At 60.5% G+C, this 22,197-nt stretch carries 20 protein-coding genes; 7 read left to right on the forward strand and 13 right to left on the reverse strand.

Annotation, left to right across the window (positions count from 1 at the left end; genetic code table 11):
• Nucleotides 1-10 precede the first annotated feature (10 nt).
• The 4 genes from gabD to AC1DMK_RS11195 all read right to left on the reverse strand — a co-directional run bounded on the left by gabD (nt 11) and on the right by AC1DMK_RS11195 (nt 4,498).
• Nucleotides 11-1,465: an NADP-dependent succinate-semialdehyde dehydrogenase gene (gabD, locus tag AC1DMK_RS11180; RefSeq protein ID WP_477858972.1), complete on the reverse strand. Its 1,455-nt coding sequence runs from the start codon at nt 1,463-1,465 to the stop codon at nt 11-13.
• A gap of 62 nt (nt 1,466-1,527) precedes the next feature.
• Complete coding sequence (hpaD, locus tag AC1DMK_RS11185) at nt 1,528-2,508, reverse strand: 3,4-dihydroxyphenylacetate 2,3-dioxygenase (protein ID WP_477858974.1); 981 nt, start codon at nt 2,506-2,508, stop codon at nt 1,528-1,530.
• Nucleotides 2,509-2,546: 38 nt separating this feature from the next.
• The gene (gene hpaE, locus AC1DMK_RS11190; RefSeq protein WP_477858976.1) at nt 2,547-4,064 is read right to left on the reverse strand and encodes a 5-carboxymethyl-2-hydroxymuconate semialdehyde dehydrogenase; all 1,518 of its coding nucleotides are present in this window, start codon (nt 4,062-4,064) and stop codon (nt 2,547-2,549) included.
• Between the two features lie 41 nt (nt 4,065-4,105).
• Entirely contained in the window at nt 4,106-4,498 is a 393-nt protein-coding gene (locus AC1DMK_RS11195) for a 5-carboxymethyl-2-hydroxymuconate isomerase (RefSeq protein WP_477858978.1), read from the reverse strand.
• Nucleotides 4,499-4,622: 124 nt separating this feature from the next.
• Here AC1DMK_RS11195 and hpaR point away from each other — a divergent pair, with 124 nt between their 5' ends.
• The gene (gene hpaR, locus AC1DMK_RS11200) at nt 4,623-5,096 is read left to right on the forward strand and encodes a homoprotocatechuate degradation operon regulator HpaR (RefSeq protein ID WP_477858980.1); all 474 of its coding nucleotides are present in this window, start codon (nt 4,623-4,625) and stop codon (nt 5,094-5,096) included.
• A 14-nt stretch (nt 5,097-5,110) separates the two neighbouring features.
• On the opposite strand, the gene AC1DMK_RS11205 is transcribed toward hpaR, so the two are convergent.
• From AC1DMK_RS11205 to AC1DMK_RS11230, 6 genes are read right to left on the reverse strand one after another with little or no spacing between them, the layout of a single operon-like run.
• Entirely contained in the window at nt 5,111-6,130 is a 1,020-nt protein-coding gene (locus AC1DMK_RS11205) for a phosphotransferase enzyme family protein (RefSeq protein WP_477858982.1), read from the reverse strand.
• A gap of 8 nt (nt 6,131-6,138) precedes the next feature.
• Nucleotides 6,139-7,422 (reverse strand): aspartate aminotransferase family protein, encoded by a 1,284-nt coding sequence (locus tag AC1DMK_RS11210; protein WP_477858984.1) that lies wholly within the window; start codon nt 7,420-7,422, stop codon nt 6,139-6,141.
• A 1-nt stretch (nt 7,423) separates the two neighbouring features.
• The gene (locus AC1DMK_RS11215) at nt 7,424-8,785 is read right to left on the reverse strand and encodes an aminotransferase class III-fold pyridoxal phosphate-dependent enzyme (protein ID WP_477858986.1); all 1,362 of its coding nucleotides are present in this window, start codon (nt 8,783-8,785) and stop codon (nt 7,424-7,426) included.
• A gap of 16 nt (nt 8,786-8,801) precedes the next feature.
• Nucleotides 8,802-9,452: an HAD family hydrolase gene (locus AC1DMK_RS11220; protein ID WP_477858988.1), complete on the reverse strand. Its 651-nt coding sequence runs from the start codon at nt 9,450-9,452 to the stop codon at nt 8,802-8,804.
• Nucleotides 9,449-10,717 carry a Tm-1-like ATP-binding domain-containing protein gene (locus AC1DMK_RS11225; RefSeq protein WP_477858990.1) on the reverse strand — a complete coding sequence of 423 codons (1,269 nt, stop codon included), beginning with the start codon at nt 10,715-10,717 and terminating at the stop codon, nt 9,449-9,451. Before AC1DMK_RS11225 ends, AC1DMK_RS11220 begins: the two co-directional genes overlap by 4 nt.
• Entirely contained in the window at nt 10,717-11,502 is a 786-nt protein-coding gene (locus tag AC1DMK_RS11230) for an IclR family transcriptional regulator (RefSeq protein ID WP_477858992.1), read from the reverse strand. Before AC1DMK_RS11230 ends, AC1DMK_RS11225 begins: the two co-directional genes overlap by 1 nt.
• A 328-nt stretch (nt 11,503-11,830) precedes the next feature.
• Here AC1DMK_RS11230 and AC1DMK_RS11235 point away from each other — a divergent pair, with 328 nt between their 5' ends.
• Entirely contained in the window at nt 11,831-13,282 is a 1,452-nt protein-coding gene (locus tag AC1DMK_RS11235; RefSeq protein ID WP_477858993.1) for an APC family permease, read from the forward strand.
• 60 nt (nt 13,283-13,342) lie between these two features.
• Nucleotides 13,343-14,821: an aldehyde dehydrogenase gene (locus AC1DMK_RS11240; RefSeq protein ID WP_477858995.1), complete on the forward strand. Its 1,479-nt coding sequence runs from the start codon at nt 13,343-13,345 to the stop codon at nt 14,819-14,821.
• Between the two features lie 393 nt (nt 14,822-15,214).
• On the opposite strand, the gene AC1DMK_RS11245 is transcribed toward AC1DMK_RS11240, so the two are convergent.
• Together AC1DMK_RS11245 and AC1DMK_RS11250 are read right to left on the reverse strand one after the other, a co-directional pair.
• The gene (locus AC1DMK_RS11245) at nt 15,215-15,727 is read right to left on the reverse strand and encodes a flavin reductase (RefSeq protein WP_477858997.1); all 513 of its coding nucleotides are present in this window, start codon (nt 15,725-15,727) and stop codon (nt 15,215-15,217) included.
• Between the two features lie 12 nt (nt 15,728-15,739).
• Nucleotides 15,740-17,302 carry a 4-hydroxyphenylacetate 3-hydroxylase N-terminal domain-containing protein gene (locus tag AC1DMK_RS11250; protein ID WP_477858999.1) on the reverse strand — a complete coding sequence of 521 codons (1,563 nt, stop codon included), beginning with the start codon at nt 17,300-17,302 and terminating at the stop codon, nt 15,740-15,742.
• Nucleotides 17,303-17,397: 95 nt separating this feature from the next.
• Here AC1DMK_RS11250 and AC1DMK_RS11255 point away from each other — a divergent pair, with 95 nt between their 5' ends.
• Together AC1DMK_RS11255 and tnpB are read left to right on the forward strand one after the other, a co-directional pair.
• Nucleotides 17,398-18,291, forward strand: coding sequence for a helix-turn-helix domain-containing protein (locus AC1DMK_RS11255; RefSeq protein WP_477859000.1), 894 nt, complete (start codon nt 17,398-17,400; stop codon nt 18,289-18,291).
• A gap of 109 nt (nt 18,292-18,400) precedes the next feature.
• A complete protein-coding gene (gene tnpB / locus AC1DMK_RS11260) occupies nt 18,401-18,610 on the forward strand; it encodes an IS66 family insertion sequence element accessory protein TnpB (RefSeq protein ID WP_477859001.1) in 210 nt (69 codons plus the stop codon).
• A gap of 296 nt (nt 18,611-18,906) precedes the next feature.
• Here the strand turns inward: tnpB and AC1DMK_RS11265 are convergent, their stop codons facing one another.
• The gene (locus AC1DMK_RS11265) at nt 18,907-19,947 is read right to left on the reverse strand and encodes a LacI family DNA-binding transcriptional regulator (RefSeq protein WP_037062066.1); all 1,041 of its coding nucleotides are present in this window, start codon (nt 19,945-19,947) and stop codon (nt 18,907-18,909) included.
• Between the two features lie 147 nt (nt 19,948-20,094).
• Between AC1DMK_RS11265 and AC1DMK_RS11270 the strand changes: the two genes are divergently transcribed.
• Together AC1DMK_RS11270 and AC1DMK_RS11275 are read left to right on the forward strand one after the other, a co-directional pair.
• Nucleotides 20,095-21,069: a substrate-binding domain-containing protein gene (locus AC1DMK_RS11270; RefSeq protein ID WP_477859004.1), complete on the forward strand. Its 975-nt coding sequence runs from the start codon at nt 20,095-20,097 to the stop codon at nt 21,067-21,069.
• 117 nt (nt 21,070-21,186) lie between these two features.
• A complete protein-coding gene (locus tag AC1DMK_RS11275; RefSeq protein WP_037061981.1) occupies nt 21,187-22,191 on the forward strand; it encodes an ABC transporter permease in 1,005 nt (334 codons plus the stop codon).
• The last annotated feature ends 6 nt before the right edge of the window (nt 22,192-22,197 follow it).

Here is a 22,197-nt window from a genome sequence, read left to right on the forward strand (position 1 = left end):
CCTCTTTGCCTCAAGCGATGCCGCCGAGGCAGACATATTTGATTTCGGTGAACTCCTCGATGCCGTATTTCGAGCCTTCACGGCCGAGGCCGGAGAGCTTGACGCCGCCGAACGGTGCCTCGGCGGTAGAAATCAGCCCGGTATTGACGCCCACCATGCCGTATTCCAGCGCTTCTGCGACGCGGAAGACGCGAGCGAGATCCTTGGCGTAGAAATAGGAAGCGAGGCCGAACTCGGTGTCATTGGCCTGCTCGATGACGTCGGCCTCGTCCTTGAAGCGGAACAGCGGTGCCAAGGGCCCGAAGGTCTCCTCGCGCGCCACCACCATGTCCCGGGTGACATCGGCGAGAATCGTCGCCTCGAAGAATGTGCCGCCGAGCGCATGTTTCTTGCCGCCCTGCAGGATCCGCGCGCCCTTGGCCGTTGCATCGGCAATATGTTCCTCGACCTTGGCAAGGGCTGCCTTGTCGATCAGCGGTCCGAGAATGACGCCTTCGTCGAAGCCGTTGCCGGTCTTCAGCTTGCCGACGGCAGCCGCCAGCTTTTGCGCAAAGGCATCATAGACGGTGTCCTGCACATAGATGCGGTTGGCGCAGACGCAGGTCTGGCCGTTGTTGCGATATTTGGCGATCAGCGCGCCTTCGACCGCCGCGTCGAGATCGGCGTCATCGAAGACGATGAACGGCGCATTGCCGCCGAGTTCCAGACCCAACTTCTTGATCGTGGGCGCGCTCTGCTTGTAGAGTTCGGTGCCGATTTCGGTCGAACCGGTGAACGTCAGCTTGCGCACCACCGGGTTCGACGTCATTTCGCCACCGATCGCCGCAGCCGAGCCGGTGATGACGCTGAACAGGCCGTTCGGCAGGCCGGCGCGCTCGGCGAGGATGGCAATGGCGATCGCCGAGAACGGCGTCTGCGACGCGGGCTTCAGCACCATGGCGCAGCCGGCGGCGAAAGCCGGGCCGGCCTTGCGGGTGATCATCGCATTCGGAAAATTCCACGGCGTGATGGCGGCAACGACGCCGATCGGCTGCTTCATCACCATGATGCGCTTGTCCGGCTGGTGGCCGGGGATCAGGTCGCCATAGATGCGGCGGCCTTCCTCGGCAAACCACTCGATGAAGCTTGCGCCATAGACGATCTCGCCGGTGGCTTCCGCCAGCGGTTTACCCTGTTCTGATGTCAGGATGCGGCCGAGATCGTCCTTGTTGTCGATCATCAGCTCGTACCATTTGCGCAGGACGGCACAACGCTCTTTGGCGGTGCGGGCAGCCCAGCCCTTCTGGGCGATCCTTGCCGCCTCGATCGCGGCCTTTGTCTCCGCCGCCCCCAGCTTCGGCATAAGGCCGATGATCTCGCCGGTGGCGGGATTGTTCACCTCAATCGCGTTGTTCGGATCGGCTTCGATCCAGTTTCCGCCGACGAGAGCCGCCTGGCGGAACAATTCGGGGTTTTGCAATTTCATGACATCCTCCTCGTCGAGCGTTCAAAAATAGTGGGCGCCCGGCGCCCGCCCGGCGGAGAAACTCAGGGCGCGACGATCGGCTGGGCCTTCAGCACGGAATCGCGAAGCTCGGTGCCAGCAAATATGCTGCCCTCCTCGAACCATGATTTTGGCGCAGGAGCACCCCAGAGCGTCTGGCGCTGCGGATCCTTGAGGTCCCACTTGATCGGCTCGAGATCAGGATCGACCGTCTGATAGTCCGAGCAATAGATCTCGGTACGATGGCCGTCAGGATCGCGAATGTACAGGAAGAACGCATTCGAGATGCCGTGGCGGCCCGGGCCGCGCTCGATGTTCGAAAGCCAGCCGGTCGTCGACATCAGGTCCAGCAGGTCGATGATATTGAGCGGCGTCGGCACCCAGAAAGCGGTGTGATGCAGGCGCGGGCCGCGACCGTTGGTAAACGCGATGTCGTGGACGCCGCCCTTGCGGTGGGTCCAGGCGGCCCAGAGTTTCCCGGTTTCCTCATCGGCGGTATATTCCGTCACGCGGAAGCCGATCTCATTGTAGAAGGCGACGCTCTCGTCGACATTTGGCGAGAAGCAGTTGAAGTGATCGATGCGGAGCGGCTTCACGCCCTTGTAGAGGGCATATTTCTGGTGGATCGGCGGCAGTCGGTCCATTTTCGAATAGAATTCGAGCGGAATGCCATGCGGGTCGCGGGTTCGGAAGGTGCGCGACTGGTAGGGACGCTCGACCCATTCGACCGGCAGGCCCTTGCCCTTGAAGAAATGCTCGGCCTTGTCGAGATCTTCATCGGAGAAGACCTTGAAGCCCAGGTCACGGGCTTCGGCCTTTTCGGACTTGCGAAGCACGATGCAGTGATGGCCGCGTTCTTCCAGGGCGCGCAGATAGATCGTGTCGGCGGTCTCGTCGGTCACCTGCAGGCCGAGCGTATCGACGTAGAAGGCGCGTGAATTCGCAAGGTCGGTGACGGCGAGTTCGACATGGCTGAGGCGCACGATGTTGAACGGCGGGTAGAGATTGGGTGTGGGCAAGGGCATCAGGGTCTCCTCCAAAGTTTGTGCGGGCTCTCGAGCGTTCAGCCGCCAAGTTTCTGGATCGCGTGCGCGGTGGTGGCGAAGGCGACGTTTTTGGTTTCCATGTAGAAGTCGAAGGACCAGTCGCCGCCATCACGGCCGATGCCGGAATTCTTGACGCCGCCGAAGGGTGTCGGCAGGTGGCGGACGTTCTCGGAATTGACCCAGATCATTCCGGCCTCCAGCGCGTCGGTAAAGCGGAAGGCACGGGTGACGTCGTTGGTCCAGAGATAGCCGGTCAGGCCGTATTGCACATCGTTGGCGATTGCTAGCGCTTCGGTCTCATCCTTGAAGGGGATCGCCGTCAGAACCGGTCCGAAGATCTCTTCTTGGGCAATGCGCATCCGGTTGTTGGCGCCGGTGAAGAGGGTGGGGGAGACGTAGCACCCGCCGCCCGGTCCGTCGAATTTCGTACCGCCTGCGGCAACGGTCGCGCCGTCCTCTCTGCCGATCGCGATATATTCCAGGACTTTCTTCTCGTGCACCGGATGGATCAGCGGGCCAACCACGGTTTCCGGATCGAGTGGGTGGCCGACCTTGATGCGCTTGGCTTTCTCGGCGACCATGGCCGTGAACCTGTCATAGATGCTTTCCTCGACCAGCAGGCGCGAGGACGAGGTGCAGCGCTCGCCGTTCAGCGAATAGATCATGAAGACGGCGGCATCGGCGGCGCGCTCGAGATCTGCATCGGCAAAGACGACGACAGGGTTCTTGCCGCCGAGTTCGAAATGCACGCGTTTGAGGGTGTCGGCGCCCTGCTTCATGATCATCGAGCCGGTGCGGCTTTCACCGACGAAACCGATTGCCTTGATATCGGGGTGTTCGGTCAGCGCTTTGCCGGCGTCCTCACCGAACCCGTTGACGAGGTTCCAGACGCCCTTGGGAAGGCCCGCTTCTTCCGCGATCTCGACGAGCAGCCGCGCCGTCAGCGGCGAGAATTCGGCGGGTTTGTGGACGATCGTGCAGCCTGCAGCCAGTGCAGGTGCGATCTTCCAGGTCGACAGCATGAAAGGCGTGTTCCACGGGGTGATGATGCCGACCGGGCCGATCGGTACACGGGTCGTCATATTGACCTGGCCAGGACCACGCAGCGTCTTGCCGTCGCGCGCTTCTGGCGCGCGATCCGCGAAGAAGCGGAAGTTCTCGGCGCCACGTAGGGCGGCTTTGGCCATGAACTTCAGCGACTGTCCGGTGTCCAGGCATTCGGTGAAGGCGATTTCCTCGGCGCGTGCCACGATCGCGTCGGCGATCTTGTGAAGAAGCTTCCTGCGTGCCGAACCGTCCATGGCAGCCCAGGCGGGAAAAGCGGCCTTCGCAGCCTTGGCCGCCCGGTCGATATCAGCAGCCTTGCCGAGCGCCACGGTCGCCAGAGGCTTCAGGTCGACCGGAGAGATCGTCTCATAGATCGCACCGTCTGCGGCCCGGACGTCCTCGCCGTTGATGCGGTTCATGACGCCGTCTTTGCGAAAACGGGCCAGGTAGCCTTCCGCCTTTGCAATGTTGTCCTCAAGTATCGACATGATTTTCTCCGATGAATTCTTGCGGTCTGGCTAGGGCGCGGTCAGCCGCCTGTCTTGCGAAGGCGCGAGTGAATGGCATTTTTCTTCCAGCTGAGCGCGGGATCGATTTCACGAATTTCGAGGGAGAGAGCAAAATGCGGCGTCTGGAAAAGCGCGCTTAGATGCTCGGTGACCGCTTTGAAAATAACCTCGCCGGTCCGTCGCTTGTCCTCTTCGCTGCGGCCTTCGCCGACGCGAAAAGACATGTCGATGAAAGCATTGTCCTGGAGAAGATCGGCGATCGCGTAAGCGTCGCTGCGGATCGCGCGGACACGCACGGCGCCGGTCTCAAACAGGCCCACAGCCAATATCTCCCCATGGATGACGCGGCAAAGCGCATCGAAATCCACTTTTCCATCGAGATTGGCCGAATAGTCCAAAGTGAAGTGCGGCATCAAATCCCTCCCACGTCATCGGCGTTCATATATTTAACATGTTAACAATATCGCGATCTGTGTCAAGCCCGGCGCGACGATCGCTGTCGTTGCGCATTGCGAAAAATTGCTCCATAGAGCCTTTATGACCAGACATTCCCCCGACAATAACGGCATCACGCAGGATGCCTTGCTGCCCCGCGATACGCGCCGCTCGCTGCCGATTGCCCTGCTTAGGGCTCGTGAAGCGGTGATGGGGCATTTCCGGCCCATGCTGGCGCTGCACGACGTGACGGAGCAGCAATGGCGCGTCATTCGCATTCTGGCAGAGGCCGGTACACTGGATGCGTCCGAGATGGCGGATCGGGCCTTCATTCTCGCTCCGAGCCTGACCCGCATCATCCGGTCGCTGGAAGAGCGCGGTTTCATCACCAAAACCAAGGATCCTCAGGACGGGCGGCGCATCCTGCTGCAAATCACGCCGACAGGGCTGAAGATCATCAATGAGGTCAGCCCGGACAGTCGGACAATTTATACCGCGCTCGAGCAGCGTTTCGGCCGGGAACGGATCGATACGCTGCTGGACATGCTCGACGAATTGGCAACGCTGAACAAATAGCATCGCCTGCGCTCCTATATGCTGGCACCTGTTTTAAGATTATCCGCCAGCGCCAGAGCATCGGCTACATAGCGCCGAAGACGCGTCGCCGCATCCGGCGTCCCAATTCGCTCGCCGATCCAGCCGATATAGGTGATGCTGCGCAGAACCATGAAGAGTGGCAGGGTTTCAAGGGCGCTGTCCGGCAGCGATCGCACGCCGCGATAACCTTCGATCAACGCCGCCTGGATGCATTCGTAGTGCGGCTCGCCACGATTCTTGAACAGGGCTGTGGCGATGTCGAACATCCGCCAGCCGTAACCCCCATCGTCAAAATCGATCAATTCGACTTGATCGCCGTCTATGAGGACGTTTTCCCGAACGAGATCTGCATGAACGAGACCGTAGTCGAGATTGAGACCTGACAGCGCGCCAAGCCGTTCTCTCAGAAAGGGGCGCAGCCCGGAAAGGCGTTCTGCCTCATCCGGCAGCAATCCAGAACAATCCCAAAAGCGGCCCCAGAGCGGTGATTCTCCCAGCAAGCCATCGTCATCCCAGCACGGGCGAGAGAAAGAGGGCGGCGGTTTCCAGGCGTCGGAGGCGGTGTGCATCCGCGCCATCGCTTTCCCGAGGGTGTGGAAAATGTCGACAAGCCGGCCCTTCGGATATGCGAGAAGAACACCCGATTGGCCGAGCGGAATGCCGGTCATCCAACTGACGATGTCGGAGTATTGGTCACCGAACTCAGCATTCGCCGCAAGGGCAACGATCTGGCGTCCATCCGGCGTGGAAACAGGTGCTGGAACGCGCAAGCCCGCCTCGCGCAAGACTTCCATCCAGGAGAGTTCCGAGACTAGCGCCCCTTTGTTGTGGTAACCGGGCCTGTGCAGCCTCAGGGCTGCGGGCTCACCTCTTCCGAGCGTTACCCGGAATACCGCATTCTCCCGGTATTTCAGCAGCTGGGGTGTCTGCGCACAGAGATCCCAATTAGCGAGCGCTTCAGTCGCCCGGGCGTTGAGCGCCTGCATGAAGGGGAGGGGGCCATCGTCAGACATGACCGTCCTCACAATCCGGACAGGACATCGTCGAGGGTCGACAGCATCAAGTCTGCATTGTCCTTGGAAAATGGCATGGGTGGCCGGATCTTGGTCGCGCATTGATGAATGCCGATCTTGCCCATCAGAACGCCGCGTGCCCGCATGTCATTGATGACTTTGGTGGCGAGGTCCGGCGCCGGCGTCTTTTGCTTGCGGTCGAGAACAAGCTCCGCCCCGAAGAACAGACCGCTGCCGCGTACGTTGCCGATGACGTCATGTTTTTCGGACAGGCGCTTGAGGCCGTCCTGCGCATAGGCGCCGACGGCGCGGGCGTTTTCCACCAGGCCTTCATCTTCGATCACGTCGAGGACAGCGAGCGCCGCAGCGCAGGAAACCGGATTGCCGCCGAAGGTATTGAAGTAGCGGAAGGCCTTGCGGAAGGCGTTCAACGTGTCGGCGTTGGCCACCACGCCGCCAACCGGATGGCCGTTGGCCATCGGCTTGCCGAGTGTCACGACATCGGGCACGAAGCCGGCGCGCTGGTGGCCCCACATGTGGCCGCCGGTGCGCCCGAAGCCAGGCTGAACCTCGTCGGCAATCACCAGCCCGCCGGCCTTGCGTACGGCGGCAATCGCCTTGTCGAGGAAACCCGACGGCAGATCCGGAAATCCCTCATTGGCAAAATACGGGCAAATGATCAGCGCCGAAAAACCGTGAGGGCTTGCCTGCAGGGAGGCGATTGCCTTTTCCACCTCGGCTGTGAAAGCCTCGGCAAAGCCTTCTCCCGGCGCACCACCCAGCGGTCGGTAACTGTCTGGTGCCGGCACATGGCGCACATGGCCGCCGAAGCCGCCGACCGGCGGCATGCGGGTGGAGAGCTGCGACACGGCCGTGGTATTGCCGTGATAGGTATGGTCGGTGGCGATGACGCCGGTCTTTCCCGTGACCGCCTGCGCCATGCGCAACGCGATGTCGTTGGCTTCGCTGCCGGTGCAGGTCATGATCGCCGTATCGAGGCTCTCGTCGAAGGTTGCCGTCAGCCGCTCGACATAGTCGAGGATGCCCTCGTGAAGATAGCGTGTGTGGGTATTTAGCGTCGAGGCCTGCCGGGTGATCGCTTCCACGACCCGCGGGTGGCAATGGCCGACATGCGGCACATTGTTGTAGCAATCGAGATATTTCCGGCCATCCGCGTCCCACAGCCAGACGCCTTCGCCGCGCACCAGCTGGACGGGATCGTTGTAGAAGGTCGACATGTTTCGGCCGAGAAGCCGTTCGCGGCGAGCGAGTAGTGTTGCATTGGCCGCCATATCATTTTCCTCCGGCGGCAGCCGTCAGACCCGCATCGAGTGCGGCGACGATCCGATTAACATCAGTGGTGGTGATGACCAGCGGCGGCGAAATGATGATGTTGGAGGCTGAGGTGCGCACCATGACGCCCGCTTCGTAGGCCGCATCCTGCAGGCGCTGGACCGCGTCTTTCGGAGCAGCGGTTTTCGTCACGCGATCGGTGACCAGCTCGAGGGCACACATCAATCCTTTGCCGCGCACGTCGCCGATCAGCTCATGCCTTTCCTTCAGCGCCCGAAGGCCGGCCAGAAGTTCCTCGCCGCGGGCGCCGGCATTGGCTGCCACATCAAGACGTTTCATTTCCTTCAGCGTGGCGAGCGCTGCTGCCGCGCCGACCGGATGGCCGGAATAGGTGTAGCCATGGCCGATGGCGCCGGCGGCGTTCTTGTTGCTTTCGAAGGCGTCGGCGATCTTGTCCGCGATCATCACCGCGCCAAACGGATAATAGCCATTGGTGATCGCCTTGGCGGTGGACATCAGGTCCGGCTTCACGCCCCAGAGGCGCGAACCGGTCCAGGCGCCGGTGCGGCCGAAGGCGGTAATCACCTCGTCGGCAATCAGCAGGATGCCATGTTTGTCGCAGACGGCGCGCATAAGCGGCATGAAGGTCTCGTGCGGCACCATGATGCCGCCGGCACCAAGAACCGGCTCCATGATGAAGGCTGCGATCGTGTCTGCACCCTGAAAGGCGATTTCATCCTCGAACTGCCGGGCGATGGCGGCTGCGATCTCTGCCGGATTGTCGGTGCCGAAGGGGTTGCGATAGGGATAGGGAGCGGCGAGGTGAAAGACGCCAGGCATCAGCGGTTCATAGTTGCGTCGGAAATTGGCATTGCCGTTGACCGAGGCGCCACCGAAATGAGTGCCGTGATAGCCCTTCTTCAGCGCGACAAATTTGGTCCGTTCCGGCTGGCCGTTGACCTTGTGATATTGCCGGGCGAGGCGAAGGCAAGTCTCGACGGAATCCGACCCCCCCGAGGTAAAGAAGGCACGGCTGAGGCCATCCTCGTTGAACCACGCTGCAAGCTCGTAGGACAGTTCGATCAGCGGCGGATTGGTGGTGCCCCGGAAGGCGGAATAATAGGGAAGCTCGTCGAGCTGATCGCGGATCGCCTTTTTGATCGGCTCGCAGGAATAGCCGAGATTGACGTTCCACAGACCACCGACGCCGTCGAGCACCGTCTTGCCGTCGATATCGGTGATCTCCACGCCGGCGGCGGCTTTGACGATGCGGGGCGGGTTGGCCAGCATCTCGGCTGGATGTGCCATCGGATGCCAGACATGACGGGCGTTGTTTTCGGTCAGGAAATTCGTTTCGCGCATTGCACAGTCCTTCCGTTCAAAGTCCAAGCATGGAAAGGGCGCGGGCATAGCCGTCCGCGGGGCGGGTAACGTCGAAATGGACATGGGGAAGCCCCACGGCTTCGGCGCCCTCGATGTTCTTCAACTGATCGTCGACGAAGACGCAGGCGTCGCGCGGCAGGCCGATCGCGGCAATTACCTGTTCATAGGCACGTGGATCCGGCTTCAGTATCTTGGTGTAGGTGGCATCGACGATCACATCGAACAGCTCGATGAGCGGAAAGCGTTTGCGGAACTCCGCACCATAGAAAAGATCGAGCTCGTTCGACAGGATGGCGAGCCGCAGGCCGGCCGCCTTGGCGCGCGTGATGGCGTCGCGCGCTTCCGGACGCAGCACCAGCTCGGCTTCGGCGCCGCGCGCCCGCTGAACGAAGGTCTTCATGTCGGTCCAATCTTCTCCGACGAGCCGGCCCACTTCCGCCGTCCGGGCCATCCAGTAGTCCCGCTCGGTGATCTCGCGGTTCTGCATCGATACCCAAAGGGGATCGGTTGCCATATCGAACGGACCGCCCCAGGTCAGCGTGCCGGCCGGAAGACCAAGCGCCCGTTCGGTGATGTCGTGGGTTTCGAACAGCGTGCGGGTGACAACGCCGCCGAAATCGAGAATGAGCGCGCGATTGCCTGTCATGGCCTGCCTTCCGGAATGATGCCCTGTGAAACCCATGTGTCGAACACGCTGAGGGCCTTGGTGGAAAACTCGGTTGAATTGATGTGGGCATCGACCTCGTGAAGGGCGACGGATGCGGGCACCGCCAGACGCATGGCCTTCGTGAAGGCCTCGAGCCCCTCGGGATCGTGCAACGGCTCGCCCGGCTGGTCCCATTCCTGCACACCCTTGAGCGGCAGCAGGAGAGCGACTGGCGCTTGCGTGCGCCCGAGCTTTTCGCCGATGAGGGCGGCCGTTGCCCGGCGGCCGTCAGGCGAGGTGGTGACAGAGCCGATCAGGCGGTTATGGGCATGATAAGGCCTGTCGGACAGAGCCGCGGGCAGGGGCTGCCAGGCAGGAAGATCGACCATATCGGTCGCGCCGGGTGCCACGATTTGCGGGATGCCGAGGCGACCGGCATTTTCCATCCGGTCCGGGCCTGAGGTCACCACCGTGCCGTTCTGATGATTGACGACCTCCTGCATGCAGAAGTCGAAAACGGCGGCGAAGCCCTTCTGGGCGGCGATCGCCTCGAAAGCCCGCCCGCCCATGCCCGTCGAATGGAATACCGCGACATCGTAGCCGCGCTTTTCAAGTTCGGGTTTCAAATGCTTCATGTACTTCAGACAGGACGAGCCGAGCGAGGTCATGCCGATCAGCGGCCGGTCTGCCGCCGGTTTGACGCTGGAGCGCGCTGCGCCGACGACAGCGCCGCAGGCCTGCGAGAGCACCGCCCGGCAGATACAGTTCAGCCCGTAGAGCCCGCCGGCCCACAGGATCATCATCAGGTCGGGCGCGATGCGCTCCGGTGGCACGAGATGCGAATAGGCAATCGTCGAGACCACAAACTTTGGGACGCCGAGCGGCAGCGCCGCCGCCACGTCAAGTGCGAGGTCCGTCCCCATGGAGCCGCCAAGAATGATGACGCCATCGGCCTTTCCGGTTGCGTGCAGCATGCCGACCAAGGCCGCGGCGCCGTCCGACATCAGCGCCATTGCCGAATTTTCGTCACCACTGTCGATGATCGCCTCGATCGAGGTTCCTGCCGATCGGGCAATATCATGCCGCGAATAATCCGGCTTGTAGGGCGGATCGGAAAGAATGCTGACATCGATCATGACGGGCCTTGCGCCCGCATCGCGGATGATGCCTGCCATGAATTGCAGTTCGTCGGATTTGGTATCCCCCGTTCCAACGACCAGGATATTCGGTTCGCTGAGATGTGTTGAAGACGCTGCGAGGTTCATCAACCGGTCCCCCTTGCTTGTGTTGCAGTTCCCATCGGTCTTTCCGACCCGTAGTATTTTTCAGAGATTCGTTTGGCGGCCGCCGATACGACCAGGCCGAAGTCGTTGAGAGTGGCGGCATTCGCCCGCACGAGAGGTGCGGCGATGGCGATCGCGCCGATCGGCAGGCCCGTTGGCGAGCGAATGGCGGCCGCCGTGCTGACCACGCCGCTTTCAAGGCCCTGGTTGCTGATCGAATATCCACGCTCGGCCGTCTCCGTCAGCATCCTGCGAACCGTCAAAGGGTCGGTCACTGTATGGTCAGTAAAGGCTTCCAATGGTTGCGACAGTGCTGCATCGCGCTGCTCCTTGCCGCAGAACGCCAGATAGGCGAGACCCGATGCCGTGGCATGTAAGGGCAGGCGCGTGCCGATCTCGATGATGACCCTGTGAGCGCGCGGGGAATCCTCGACATGGATCGTCGACAATCGCCCGCCGGCGAATTCGGAAAGATGAACCGTCTCCTGCGAGGTTTCCGCGATATCCTTCGCGAAGGCAACGGCGATCCGCAGGAACGGATAGCGGGCCTCGCGAATCCGCGCCAGGCGAACAGGAGCCGATCCGATCCGATATTTGCGCGTCTCCGGATCCTGTTCGACGAAACCGTGTTTTTCCAGTTCGACAAGCATGCGCCGGGCGGTTGCCTTGTCGAGATCGCAAAGGCGGGCGACTTCGGTCAATCCGGGTTCAGCGTTCAGTTGGGACAGTTTGTCCAACAGAGACAGGGCTTTTCCGACGGTGCTCATGCGGCTTTCCTCTTTTGCCGGCCTGCTGCTTTGGCGCTGCCGGATTGATTGTTGTCAGGCACCCGTCAGGTCAGAACCGCGCCTTCCCCGCTCGCGGTCAAATTACTTAACATGCGAATTAACTTGACAGGTGCCGCCATTCTTTGCAAGTCTATATTTGAAGCGGAGGTTCAATATATGAACCATGAGCGCTGACAGACCCACGACCAAGAGCAAAAGCCAGAATGTGTGTCCGTCAGTCCGGTGTGAGACGTGGAGGTCGGTTTCGGGCAACGCAAGTTGCCCGCGGCGCATCGAATAAAATCGCAACAAGGGGAACGTTAGCGACATGGACAATCAACTCTCAACCAGCGCTGGGGAAAACCAGCTGCGTAAGAACAGTCTCGGCGTCGGCGCCGTGACATTCCTGGTGGTCTCGGCAGCGGCACCGCTGACGGCGGTGGCGGGGGGCGTTCCGCTTTCCATGCTGCTCGGCAACGGACCAGGCATCCCGCTGACTTTCCTGCTGGTCACGCTGATCCTGGTTCTGTTCGCCGTCGGCTACGTCGCCATGGCGCGCCACATCCGCAATGCCGGCGCCTTTTATGCCTATACTGCCCAGGGCCTCGGCGGGATGATGGGTGGCGCGGCCGCCCTTATCGCCATCCTTGCCTACAATGCCATGCAGATCGGCGTTTTCGGGCTCTTCGGTGCGGCAACATCGGGTTTCTTCGCGGGCCTCGGCCTCGAACTGCCCTGGTGGGTCTGGACCTATGTTGGTATCGCCATCGTCGCCATCTTCGGCTATCGCCGCGTCGATCTTTCGGCCAAGGTACTGACGGTCCTCGTCATCCTTGAATATCTCGTCGTGCTGGTCATCGACGCCGCCATCCTGTTCAAGGGCGGCGACAGCGGCATCTCGACCGCACCCTTCACGCCCGCCGCCTTCATGGCCGGAACGCCGGCTATCGGCATACTGTTCTGCTTTGCCGCCTTTATCGGCTTTGAGGCTACCACCATTTACAGTGAGGAAGCTCGCGAGCCGCACAAGACCGTGCCGCGCGCCACCTATATTTCCGTGCTTCTTATCGGCTTCTTCTACATGCTGACCTCGTGGCTGATGGTCAATGGCGCCGGCGTCGATAAACTTGTTCCCGAACTGCAGGGGCTCGCAGATCCGACGACGTTCCTCTTCGGCCTTGCCGAACGTTATGTCGGTCACTGGATCGTCCCGGTCATGAATGTACTGTTTATCACCAGCCTGTTTGCAGGCGTGCTCGCCTTCCACAATGGCGTCGCCCGTTACATGTATGTTGCCGGCCGCGAAGGCCTGCTGCCGAAGTCCGTCGGGGTTACCCACCCGGTATTCCAGAGCCCGCATGTCGGCTCGGTGATCCAGACGATCATCGCGGTTCTCGTCGTCGCGCTTTTTGCCTTCACTGGCCAGGATCCGGTGCTCGCACTGTTCTCGTGGCTTACCAATGTCGGCACACTGGCGATCATCCTGCTGATGGCGTTCACCGCATTCGCCATCGTTGCCTTTTTCAGCCGCAATCCGGGCCTGGAAAACAACGTACTGGTGACGAAGGTGCTGCCGATCATTACCGGCGCGATCCTTCTGGGGCTGGTCTACTACATCGCGATGAATTTCGGCGCGATCGCCGGTGCAAGCGGCGTGCTCGGCGTGCTTTTGCCGGGCCTGGTGCTGATTGCCGCCATCGTCGGCTTCATAGCGGCCGCCCGTCTGAAGTCGGCCGATGCCGCCGGCTTTGCCCGGCTCGGCGCCGGCCAGGAGGTCTAACCTGTCGCAGCCATGATGGCGGGCGCTTGGCCCGCCATTTTCTCTCGTGAGGACATTGAGATGCAGGACAAGATCGATCAACTCCGCTTAGGCGCTATCTCCCCACAGTCGCTGTTCATCGGCGGCGAGTGGCGGGCGCCTTTAAGCGGCGCGACCATGGATGTCATCTCACCGATCGACGGAACAAAATTGACGACCATCGGCGATGCCGCGTCAACCGATGTCGACCTCGCCGTCAAGGCCGCGCGCGCCGCTTTCGAGAAAGGCACATGGTCGAAGGCAGCGCCGGCCGAGCGCAAGAAGATCCTTTTCCGGATTGCCGAACTGATCGAGCGCGATGCGCTGGAACTGGCCGTGCTCGGCGTGCGTGACAACGGCACCGAGATCAGCATGGCACTGAAGGCCGAGCCCGGCAGCGCTGCCACCACATTCCGCTATTATGCCGAAGCCCTCGACAAGGTCTATGGTGAGATCGCGCCCACTTCCGAAAGCGTTCTCGGCCTCGTTCACCGCGAGCCCGTCGGCGTCGTCGCCGCTATCGTACCGTGGAATTTCCCGATGATGATCGGGGCCTGGAAGATCGCGCCGGCACTGGCAGCTGGCAATTCCATCGTGCTGAAGCCCGCCGAAGGCGCATCGCTCAGCCTGCTGAAACTGGCGGCGCTGTGTGCGGAAGCCGGGCTGCCGGAGGGCGTGCTCAACGTCGTCACCGGCCGCGGCACAGTCACAGGCGAGGCGATCGGCCTGCATGGCGACATCGATGTTCTTGCCTTCACCGGATCCGGCGTGGTCGGGCGCCGACTGCTCGAATATTCGGCCCGCTCCAACCTCAAGCGTGTCTACCTCGAACTCGGCGGCAAATCGCCCAACATCGTTTTTGCCGATGCGCCGGACCTCGAACAGGCGGCAAAAGTGTCCGCCTATGGCATCTTCCGCAATTCGGGGCAGGTCTGCGTCGCCGGCTCGCGGCTTCTGGTCGAGCGATCTATCCATGAGGAATTTTCCGAACGAATTTCAGCCATCGCCGCGAAGATCAAAGTCGGCGATCCGCTTTTGCTGACCACCGAATCCGGCGCAATCTCGAGCGAAATCCAGCTTGAGAAAGATCTCGGTTTTGCCGACGAAGCATTGGCCCAGGGTGCGCGACTGAGAACCGGTGGGGAGCGCATCCTGGAAGAAACTGGCGGCTTCTATATGCAGCCGACCGTCTTCGACGTGACGCCGGAGATGACGCTTGCCAAAGAAGAGGTGTTCGGGCCGATCCTCTCCGTCATTCCGTTCGACGACGAAGCGCAAGCCCTGCGCATTGCCAATGCGACGCCTTACGGCCTCGCTTCGGCGGTATGGACCGCGAACCTTTCCCGCGCGCACCGCATGGTGCGCGATATCAAAGCCGGCGTCGTTCACGTCAACACCTATGGCGGCGCCGACAACACCGTTCCGCTCGGTGGTGTCCGCCAATCCGGCAACGGTCATGACAAGTCGCTGCACGCTATGGACAAATACCACAATCTCAAGACGGCGTGGATCCAGTTGTAAAGCATCGAAGCGACATTCACCGCTCGGAAGGCGCTCATGCGGCCTTCGGTTTCGGTCGTCATTTTTGCGCCGGTTGCGGGTTCGCTCGCCGGCAGATCGCCATTGCATCGCGTTATCTGATTCAGAACCAGCAGGAGATGACCCTTCGTGCCCAAGGTCCAGTACAGTTCGAGGGCTGGGAGTTCCGCGTGCCCGTTGCGCTCGATGTCGGCTTCATTCGCTGACGAGTTCTTCTAAAAGCTGCCATCGATGCATGTCTGCGCATCGGTGTTGCACTGCTTGAAATGAGCCGCATCTCCGGTTGGAGCGGCAGCGTTCGTGGCGGACCACTATAGGTAATGCAGCCGCGCGACATCCACATGCGCCTCCTCGGGATATCGCGCGGCGGCAAAATCAGCCACCGAAACTGCCGGTCTGCGTCGGTACATGCACATAGTTGCGGTCGAAATACAGCAATGCATGCCCGTCCCTGCGGGAGCGGATATTCACCACCTCACCGACAAAGATATTGTGCGTGCCGACCGGGCGTGCCTCGACGAGGCGGCAGTCGAAGGAGACGATCGCATCGGTGAGCGCCTGGTTGCCCGATGGCAGGCTGACCCACTCGGCCGCAGCGTAACGTGCCTCCATGTCGGATTGCTGACCCGCGAAGGAACCGGCAAGGTCCTTGTGCTCGGGAGTGAGCACGTTGACGCAAAAACGGCGGTTCTCGACGAAAAGACCTGTTTGGGCGGAGCGACTGTTCATGCAGACCAAGAGGGTCGGCGGTTCGTCGGTAACGCTGCACATTGCGGTGGCGGTGAACCCGCCGCGCCCGGCGGGTCCGTTGGTGGTGATCACGTTGACGGGCGCGCAAACCCGCGCCATCGCGTTGCGGAACTCGGTTTTCGAGATAGCCTCCTCCATGACGCTCTCCCTTCACTCGGCCGCGCTGCGGATCAGATCGGCATCGTTGAGCGGTGGCAGCCAGGTGTCACCCGTCCAGCCGTTCTCGTCATAGTCGGCCATGCACTGATCGACCAACGCCTCCATTTCCTTGAGTCGCCCGCCACGCTCCGCGCCCTTGAGCACCTGCAGGCGGACCTCTTCCGGCGCGCCGGCATAATTCAACTCGTAGAGCGCGTGGCGGCCACCAAACTCAGTGCCGGTTGCGTCCCACAAGAGCTTCATGATCTTGATGCGCTCGATATGGCCCATGTCGTCCGATCCGCGGACATATTGGGCGAGGTAGCGGTTGATGTCCGGATTGGCGAAGTCCTTGGCGGACGACGGCAGATAGATAAGACCGGAGGCGACCGTGCGGCGGACGATGTCGATCACCTTCGGATAGGCTTCCGACATGAAGGTGCGGTAGCAGAGGGCAGCCTCCAGGTTCGGCAGCACCGCGCCATTGGCCCAGGGAATTGGATTGTGCGCCATGGCATTGGAGAAGGTCCAGAACTGATGACGGATGGCGATCAGCTCGCCGAGCATCGCCTGATTGCCGCGGAAGGCATCGCCGCCGGTGGCACGCAGTGCCTTGGCAAGCAGACCAGCCAGGAAGTCCATCTTCACCGCAAGCCGGGTGCAACCCTGGAAGCAGTAGCCATGCATGAAACCGGAGGCGGGGTGGAAGGAGAGGATTTTGGCGGCATCGCGCAGAACCAGCACGTCTTCCCAGGGCACGAAGACATTGTCGAGGACCAGGATCGCGTCGTTCTCGTCAAAGCGCGAGGATAGCGGATAGTCATAAGGGTGGCCCGCCGAATTCGCCGTCTGTTCATAGGAGACGCGGCAGAACATCTTGATACCAGGTGCATTCATCGGAACGATGAACATCACCGAGAGCGAGGGATCTTCCGTGACCGTCGCCGAACTCTGGGCGAGGAAGTTGTAGTGGGTCAACGCGGACGATGTCGCGACCACCTTCGCGCCCGAGACATAGATGCCGGCATCGGTTTCCTTGGTGATGTGGACGAACACATCCTTCACCGCATCGGCCGGCTTGTGACGGTCGATCGGCGGATTGACGATCGCGTGGTTCATGAAGAGAACCGATTCCTGCGCCCGCTTGTGCCAGGCGAGTGCATTTTCCTTGAAGGGGCCATACCAGTCGGCGTTCGCCCCGAGCGTATTCATCAGCGCCGCCTTGTAGTCGGCTGTGCGCCCCATCCAGCCGTAGGACATGCGCGCCCAATCGGCGATCGCACCCTGCTGGGCGACGAGGTCGGACGATGATTTCGCCACCCGGAAGTATTTGTGGGTATAGCCGTCCGAACCGGTATCGGTCGGTGAGGTCAGCCGGTCTTTGGTTTTCTCGTCATGCAGCGCGTCGTACATCCGCGCGATCGAACGGGCGGAATTGCGCATCGCGGGATGGGTGGTGACATCGGCGATGCGTTCACCGTTGATGTAGACTTCGCGCCCGTCGCGAAGGCTTGCCAGGTATTCAGCGCCGGTAAACGGACGGGTCTTGTCGGCACGATGATCTTCGGCTCGCATCTCGAATTCCTCCCTTGAAAAGTTGACAAAAGCTAAGGCGGGATGAGGCGGTGGACCATGGACAAAGAAGGCAATTCGCTGGTACTTTTTCCGGTATGGCCACGAGAAATGATGTTCCGAATTTCTTTGTTTACGGCGAGCCGAGCCGCTCGCTGGACGTCGGCTTCATGCACGTCGAGACTGTCATGGATCGAAAAACCATGCATTTCGGCCATGTCGCACCCCACAAACACCCACTGATGGGCCAGATCACCTATTGGTTTCAAGGAGGCGGAACATATCGGATTGAAGATCAGACTTGGAATTTTTCAGCTCCAACCATCAGCTTCGTTCCGAGCAACGTTGTGCATGGCTTCGAGGTCGACGATCAGTCGGACGCCATCGTCGTTTCCATTTCCGACGACATGCTGAAGGCTATGACCACACAGGTGGATCTGACGATCGACATCCCGACCTTGCTGACCGGCCAAACGGGGGATCCCGCATGGCAAAAGATCGGTGCTCTCCTCGACATGGTGGCGACGGACTATCGCGAGCGCGGTGCCGAAAGCGAGAAAGTGATGGTCGGCCTCGTCGGCGTCGTGCTCTCCCTCATGGGGCGGCTTGGCGGCGGGGCGGCACCTTCGACCTCGCCGGCAGTGGCTCTCGCTCTTTCGCTACGCCGCGCCATCGACCGCCACTATAAACAGGACTGGCCCGTCGCACATTATGTCGATCTGCTCGCCACCACGCCCCACCTTCTGGACAAGGCAGCGCATGAGGTCTTCGGATCGACGGTCAAGGACATGCTGCTGCAGCGGCGGCTTCTGGAGGCGAAGCGCCTGCTGATGTTCACCATCCGCCCGATCGAGGATATCGGCCGCGAGATCGGCTTCGAAGACCCGGCCTATTTTTCCCGCTTCTTCCGCAAGCGCATGGGAGAGGCACCCGCGGCCTGGCGCCGTCGACATCTTGAGCCCGAGGTGCCGGTGCCGCCAGGAGAGAACTAAGCCAGCGGCGGTCGGCTTTGGTCCGGACCTCGCGCTCGATATCGATATCGATATCGAAGCCATCAAGAAATAACGACGGCGCTTTTGGATTTCCGTGTGTTGAGGCTGCATGATCGGGCCTACGGGGAATGTGCGGGTCTACTTGGCCTGCGGGGTGACCGATATGCGGCGTGGTATCGATGGACTGTCTGCGATGGTCGAGGCGGTGATCAAGGAAGCGCCGGGTTGCGGCGCGATCTTCGGCTTCCGCGGGAAACGCGCGGATGCTGCTGCTATTTCCGATCGGCCAGCGGCCCTGAGCGGAACTTTTTCGGCTTAAATCTGAAGTGATTCCGCGCGATCAGATGTAACGCGGTCGCCTATTGCGGCAGCCGGAAATGATCGTCGATCTGGCGCAGATGCCGCGTCTCCTTCGCCCAGCCGATGGAGCGGCGATAGCTGCGAAAGATTGGCTCTCTTTCACCTTTTCGATAGTGAGCCGCGCGCCCGCGCGCAGCTGAACTTCTGCACCGAGGTTGCTCCGGGATTAATCTTGGTTCGGAAAGCACTCGGCATGCGCCGGCGTCGCAGCTGAGGCTAGCTCGCGCGGCCCACGGGGAAAGAAACGCGCGGCGCCTATGTCCAAATGCTTTCAGGCGTGAGGATGTCGAAGGGGACAATACGCTGTTCGATAGACGATGTGTCTCGACGTTCGATCAGTCGCAGCATGACATCGATAAGCTCCGCCGGCATTTTGTCGAGAGGATGGCACAACGACGCTGTGATCAGGCCCTCGCTCAGCCCTTTGCGCGTTTCCGGTCCAACGTCGCTGCAGACAATACGGATCTTGTTCTGCCGTTCAGGCGAAAGCTCACGCATGGCTCGTAGGACCCCTGATATGCCTCCACCGTTGACGAAAATGCCTCTGACATCCGGCTCTTGTTCGATCAGTCGCCGTACGATCTGATAGGCATTCTCAGGCACCTCGTGTGTCAGCAGCGTTTCGCTGATCTGAAAGCCTGGGGCGTTTTCCCGCATGTAGGACCGAAAGCTGGCATCGGCGATATCCTGACATTGATAACGGTTGCTACCAACCAAGGGGAACACTTTGCCGGGCTCATCTGCCGTCTGGCTGATAAACCAGGCAGCGGTTCTTCCGCGCTTCCAGTTGTCTGTTCCAACAAATCCAGCGCGGCTGGCGGCCGACAAGTCGGTCACATAGGCGACCACCGGAACCCCCTTGCCACGCAATTCGTCTATCGCCTGGCTGACCAGCGGGTGATCTGCCGTGATGATTGCCACCGCGTCTGCTGACTGACCTATCTGCAACAGGTTTGCAGAGACGGCTTCCGGGGACAAATCGTCCTCGAATATGACTTCGGGTTCGATGACGGCGTCGATCCTTTTATGGGCCGCGACCGTTAGCCCTTCTGCCCACAATTGATAGAGGGGTCGGTGGGACTGCTGCATGAGAAAACTGAAGCGGCGGTGTGGCAGGTTGTCTTGTTTGCGTTGGCGCAACGCACCTAGGCCGTAAAATCCAATTTTGTCCGCGGCCTGAAGAATTCGATCGACCGTATCGACCCGCACGGTCCCCGTCCCGTGTAGGAGCCTATTGACTGTTGAAAGACTGACCCCGGCCGTATCCGCCAGATCAGATATTGTAGGCCTATTCATCAACATCCTCTCCTATGTCATTTGTGGATGATACGTTTTGAAATGAAATATGCTTCAACACGCCAAGCCAATTTCATTTTGGCATTTCACACGCTACAGATCAACACGCATTCAGTCCGTGGGGACGATGAAATGGGAGGAGAAGTTATGCATGGAATTACGCGCTTTTGTGCAGCGTTGCTCGCGACGACTATGGTTGCGTTCACAGTACCTTCGGCGATGGCCGCCAATATTGCCGTCGTTGGCGGCAAGAATGACGACGCATTCTGGAATCTCATCAAAAAGGGCATCGATGATGCGCGGCCGGTCGTCGAGGCCAACGGCGGTAAGGTGAACTACCTGCGCCTCCAGACCTATGACAACTTCGCTCCCGACGTCGTCCAGCTCATTCAGACGGCCATTAGCCAGAAGGTCGATGGTCTGGTCATCCCGAACTGGGTTCCCGAGGGTGAGGATCCGGCGATCAAGGAAGCGGTTGCCGCGGGCATCAAGGTCATCCTGATGAATGCTGGCGGAATTGAGAAAGCCAGGGAACTCGGCGCTATCAACTACGTCGGCTCCGATGAATATCTCGCGGGTGTCGCAGGTGGCGAGTATTTCGTCAAGAACGGCAAGAAGAATGTAATCTGCGTCAATACCGTGCCGGGCGCCGCCAATCTGGAAGCGCGCTGCAAGGGCGTGATCGATGGGATTACAAAGGCAGGCGGTACGGCCAAGCAGCTACCCTTGCCGGCAACCAGCTTTGGCGATGCCACCGCCGTTGCCGAGGCTATCAAAGCGACGCTCCTCCAGGGCGCAACGATCGACGGCCTCATTACGATCTCCGCAGGCGATGCGGACTCCGCAGCAATTGGTATTCAACAAGCCGGAAAGGCCGAGACCACTCTTCTTGGAACCTTTGATCTCAATCAGTCCGGTCTTGATCGCATCAAGGACGGAACGCAGGGTTTCGCGATCGACCAGCAGCCTTACCTGCAGTCGCTCCTGGCAGTGACACTTCTTGCTTCCGCAATCGACTTCGGAACGGAACTTCCAACGTCCCCGGTGCTCACCGGCCCCGGTATCGTCGATAAGTCGAATATCGCAGCCACCTTGACGGGTGTCTCGAAGGGCGCGCGCTGACCGCAAATCAATGTCTCGCGTCGATCCGCTGTAGCAGCGGATCGACGGTGCATTCGCACCGTGAACGCTGATTGGCGACAGACCAACTCGCCTGCGGCCAACTCTGGGAGGAATTACATGAAAAACTTATCCCTGGGCGATCTTATTCGACGCCCTGAATCCGGCGCCATCCTTGGGCTCGCTTTCGTGCTCATCTTCTTCGTCGTCTTCGGAAGCATTGAGTTCCTGAAGCCGGCTGGTGCGGCAAGTTGGCTCAACGTTGCCGCCAACCTTGGCATCATAGCTATCCCTGTCGGATTGCTGATGATTTCCGGCGAGCTCGATATTTCCATCGGCGCGATGATCCCGGCGGGCGCGCTTACGGTCGCAATCATCACCGGCTACTACCACATGCCGATCTGGGTGGGAATCCTGGGTGCTTTAAGCCTGGGTTTGGTGGTCGGGCTGATCAATGGATTTCTGGTCATTCGGACCGTTGTGCCTTCGCTCATCGTGACGCTTGGCACACTATTCGCGGTGCAGGGGCTAATCCTTGGCTTTTCTGTTCTGCTTACCGGAACGACAAGTGTTGCGCTTAGTCCGGCTGCATCCGGCGTCATCGCAAAATCGCTGTTTGGCTCCTTTGTCGGCGGCAGCTTCCAGGTAACGATCTTTTGGTGGCTCGCTCTGACAGCACTCTACATTTTCTACGTTCATTTTTCGCCTTTCGGAAACTGGATTTTCGCCATGGGTGGCGACCGCGTCAGCGCGAGAAACGCCGGCATTCCCACCGACAGGCTTACCGTTACGCTGTTCGTGCTGTCGTCGATGAGTGCCGCCTTCGTTGGCATGTGCCAGGCCATCCTTTTCAACGTCGCGCAGGTCTCTGCCGGCATGACGTTTATTTTCAACTCCATCATCGCGGTTGTGGTCGGCGGGGTTCTGCTCACGGGAGGCTTCGGCTCAATCGTCGGTATTTTCCTCGGGACGGTCACGTTCGCGATCGTCAACCAGGGCATCTACTTCACGACGTTTGATCGCAACTGGTCGAGCTTGATCATCGGCGTCATGCTGTTGCTGGCCGTGTTGATGAACAACACGTTCCGCATCATGGCGCTGACCTACTCGCCGAAGAAGAAGTGAGGCCAG

The sequence above is a fragment of the Rhizobium sp. 05L419 genome (genome assembly GCF_056397845.1).

What these genes read in the sequence shown, in the direction of transcription:
- gabD (WP_477858972.1), bottom strand. Translation starts at nt 1,465, where the DNA reads ATGAAATTGCAAAACCCCGAATTGTTCCGCCAGGCGGCTCTCGTCGGC.
- hpaD (WP_477858974.1), bottom strand. Translation starts at nt 2,508, where the DNA reads ATGCCCTTGCCCACACCCAATCTCTACCCGCCGTTCAACATCGTGCGC.
- hpaE (WP_477858976.1), bottom strand. Translation starts at nt 4,064, where the DNA reads ATGTCGATACTTGAGGACAACATTGCAAAGGCGGAAGGCTACCTGGCC.
- AC1DMK_RS11195 (WP_477858978.1), bottom strand. Translation starts at nt 4,498, where the DNA reads ATGCCGCACTTCACTTTGGACTATTCGGCCAATCTCGATGGAAAAGTG.
- hpaR (WP_477858980.1), top strand. Translation starts at nt 4,623, where the DNA reads ATGACCAGACATTCCCCCGACAATAACGGCATCACGCAGGATGCCTTG.
- AC1DMK_RS11205 (WP_477858982.1), bottom strand. Translation starts at nt 6,130, where the DNA reads ATGTCTGACGATGGCCCCCTCCCCTTCATGCAGGCGCTCAACGCCCGG.
- AC1DMK_RS11210 (WP_477858984.1), bottom strand. Translation starts at nt 7,422, where the DNA reads ATGGCGGCCAATGCAACACTACTCGCTCGCCGCGAACGGCTTCTCGGC.
- AC1DMK_RS11215 (WP_477858986.1), bottom strand. Translation starts at nt 8,785, where the DNA reads ATGCGCGAAACGAATTTCCTGACCGAAAACAACGCCCGTCATGTCTGG.
- AC1DMK_RS11220 (WP_477858988.1), bottom strand. Translation starts at nt 9,452, where the DNA reads ATGACAGGCAATCGCGCGCTCATTCTCGATTTCGGCGGCGTTGTCACC.
- AC1DMK_RS11225 (WP_477858990.1), bottom strand. Translation starts at nt 10,717, where the DNA reads ATGAACCTCGCAGCGTCTTCAACACATCTCAGCGAACCGAATATCCTG.
- AC1DMK_RS11230 (WP_477858992.1), bottom strand. Translation starts at nt 11,502, where the DNA reads ATGAGCACCGTCGGAAAAGCCCTGTCTCTGTTGGACAAACTGTCCCAA.
- AC1DMK_RS11235 (WP_477858993.1), top strand. Translation starts at nt 11,831, where the DNA reads ATGGACAATCAACTCTCAACCAGCGCTGGGGAAAACCAGCTGCGTAAG.
- AC1DMK_RS11240 (WP_477858995.1), top strand. Translation starts at nt 13,343, where the DNA reads ATGCAGGACAAGATCGATCAACTCCGCTTAGGCGCTATCTCCCCACAG.
- AC1DMK_RS11245 (WP_477858997.1), bottom strand. Translation starts at nt 15,727, where the DNA reads ATGGAGGAGGCTATCTCGAAAACCGAGTTCCGCAACGCGATGGCGCGG.
- AC1DMK_RS11250 (WP_477858999.1), bottom strand. Translation starts at nt 17,302, where the DNA reads ATGCGAGCCGAAGATCATCGTGCCGACAAGACCCGTCCGTTTACCGGC.
- AC1DMK_RS11255 (WP_477859000.1), top strand. Translation starts at nt 17,398, where the DNA reads ATGGCCACGAGAAATGATGTTCCGAATTTCTTTGTTTACGGCGAGCCG.
- tnpB (WP_477859001.1), top strand. Translation starts at nt 18,401, where the DNA reads ATGATCGGGCCTACGGGGAATGTGCGGGTCTACTTGGCCTGCGGGGTG.
- AC1DMK_RS11265 (WP_037062066.1), bottom strand. Translation starts at nt 19,947, where the DNA reads ATGAATAGGCCTACAATATCTGATCTGGCGGATACGGCCGGGGTCAGT.
- AC1DMK_RS11270 (WP_477859004.1), top strand. Translation starts at nt 20,095, where the DNA reads ATGCATGGAATTACGCGCTTTTGTGCAGCGTTGCTCGCGACGACTATG.
- AC1DMK_RS11275 (WP_037061981.1), top strand. Translation starts at nt 21,187, where the DNA reads ATGAAAAACTTATCCCTGGGCGATCTTATTCGACGCCCTGAATCCGGC.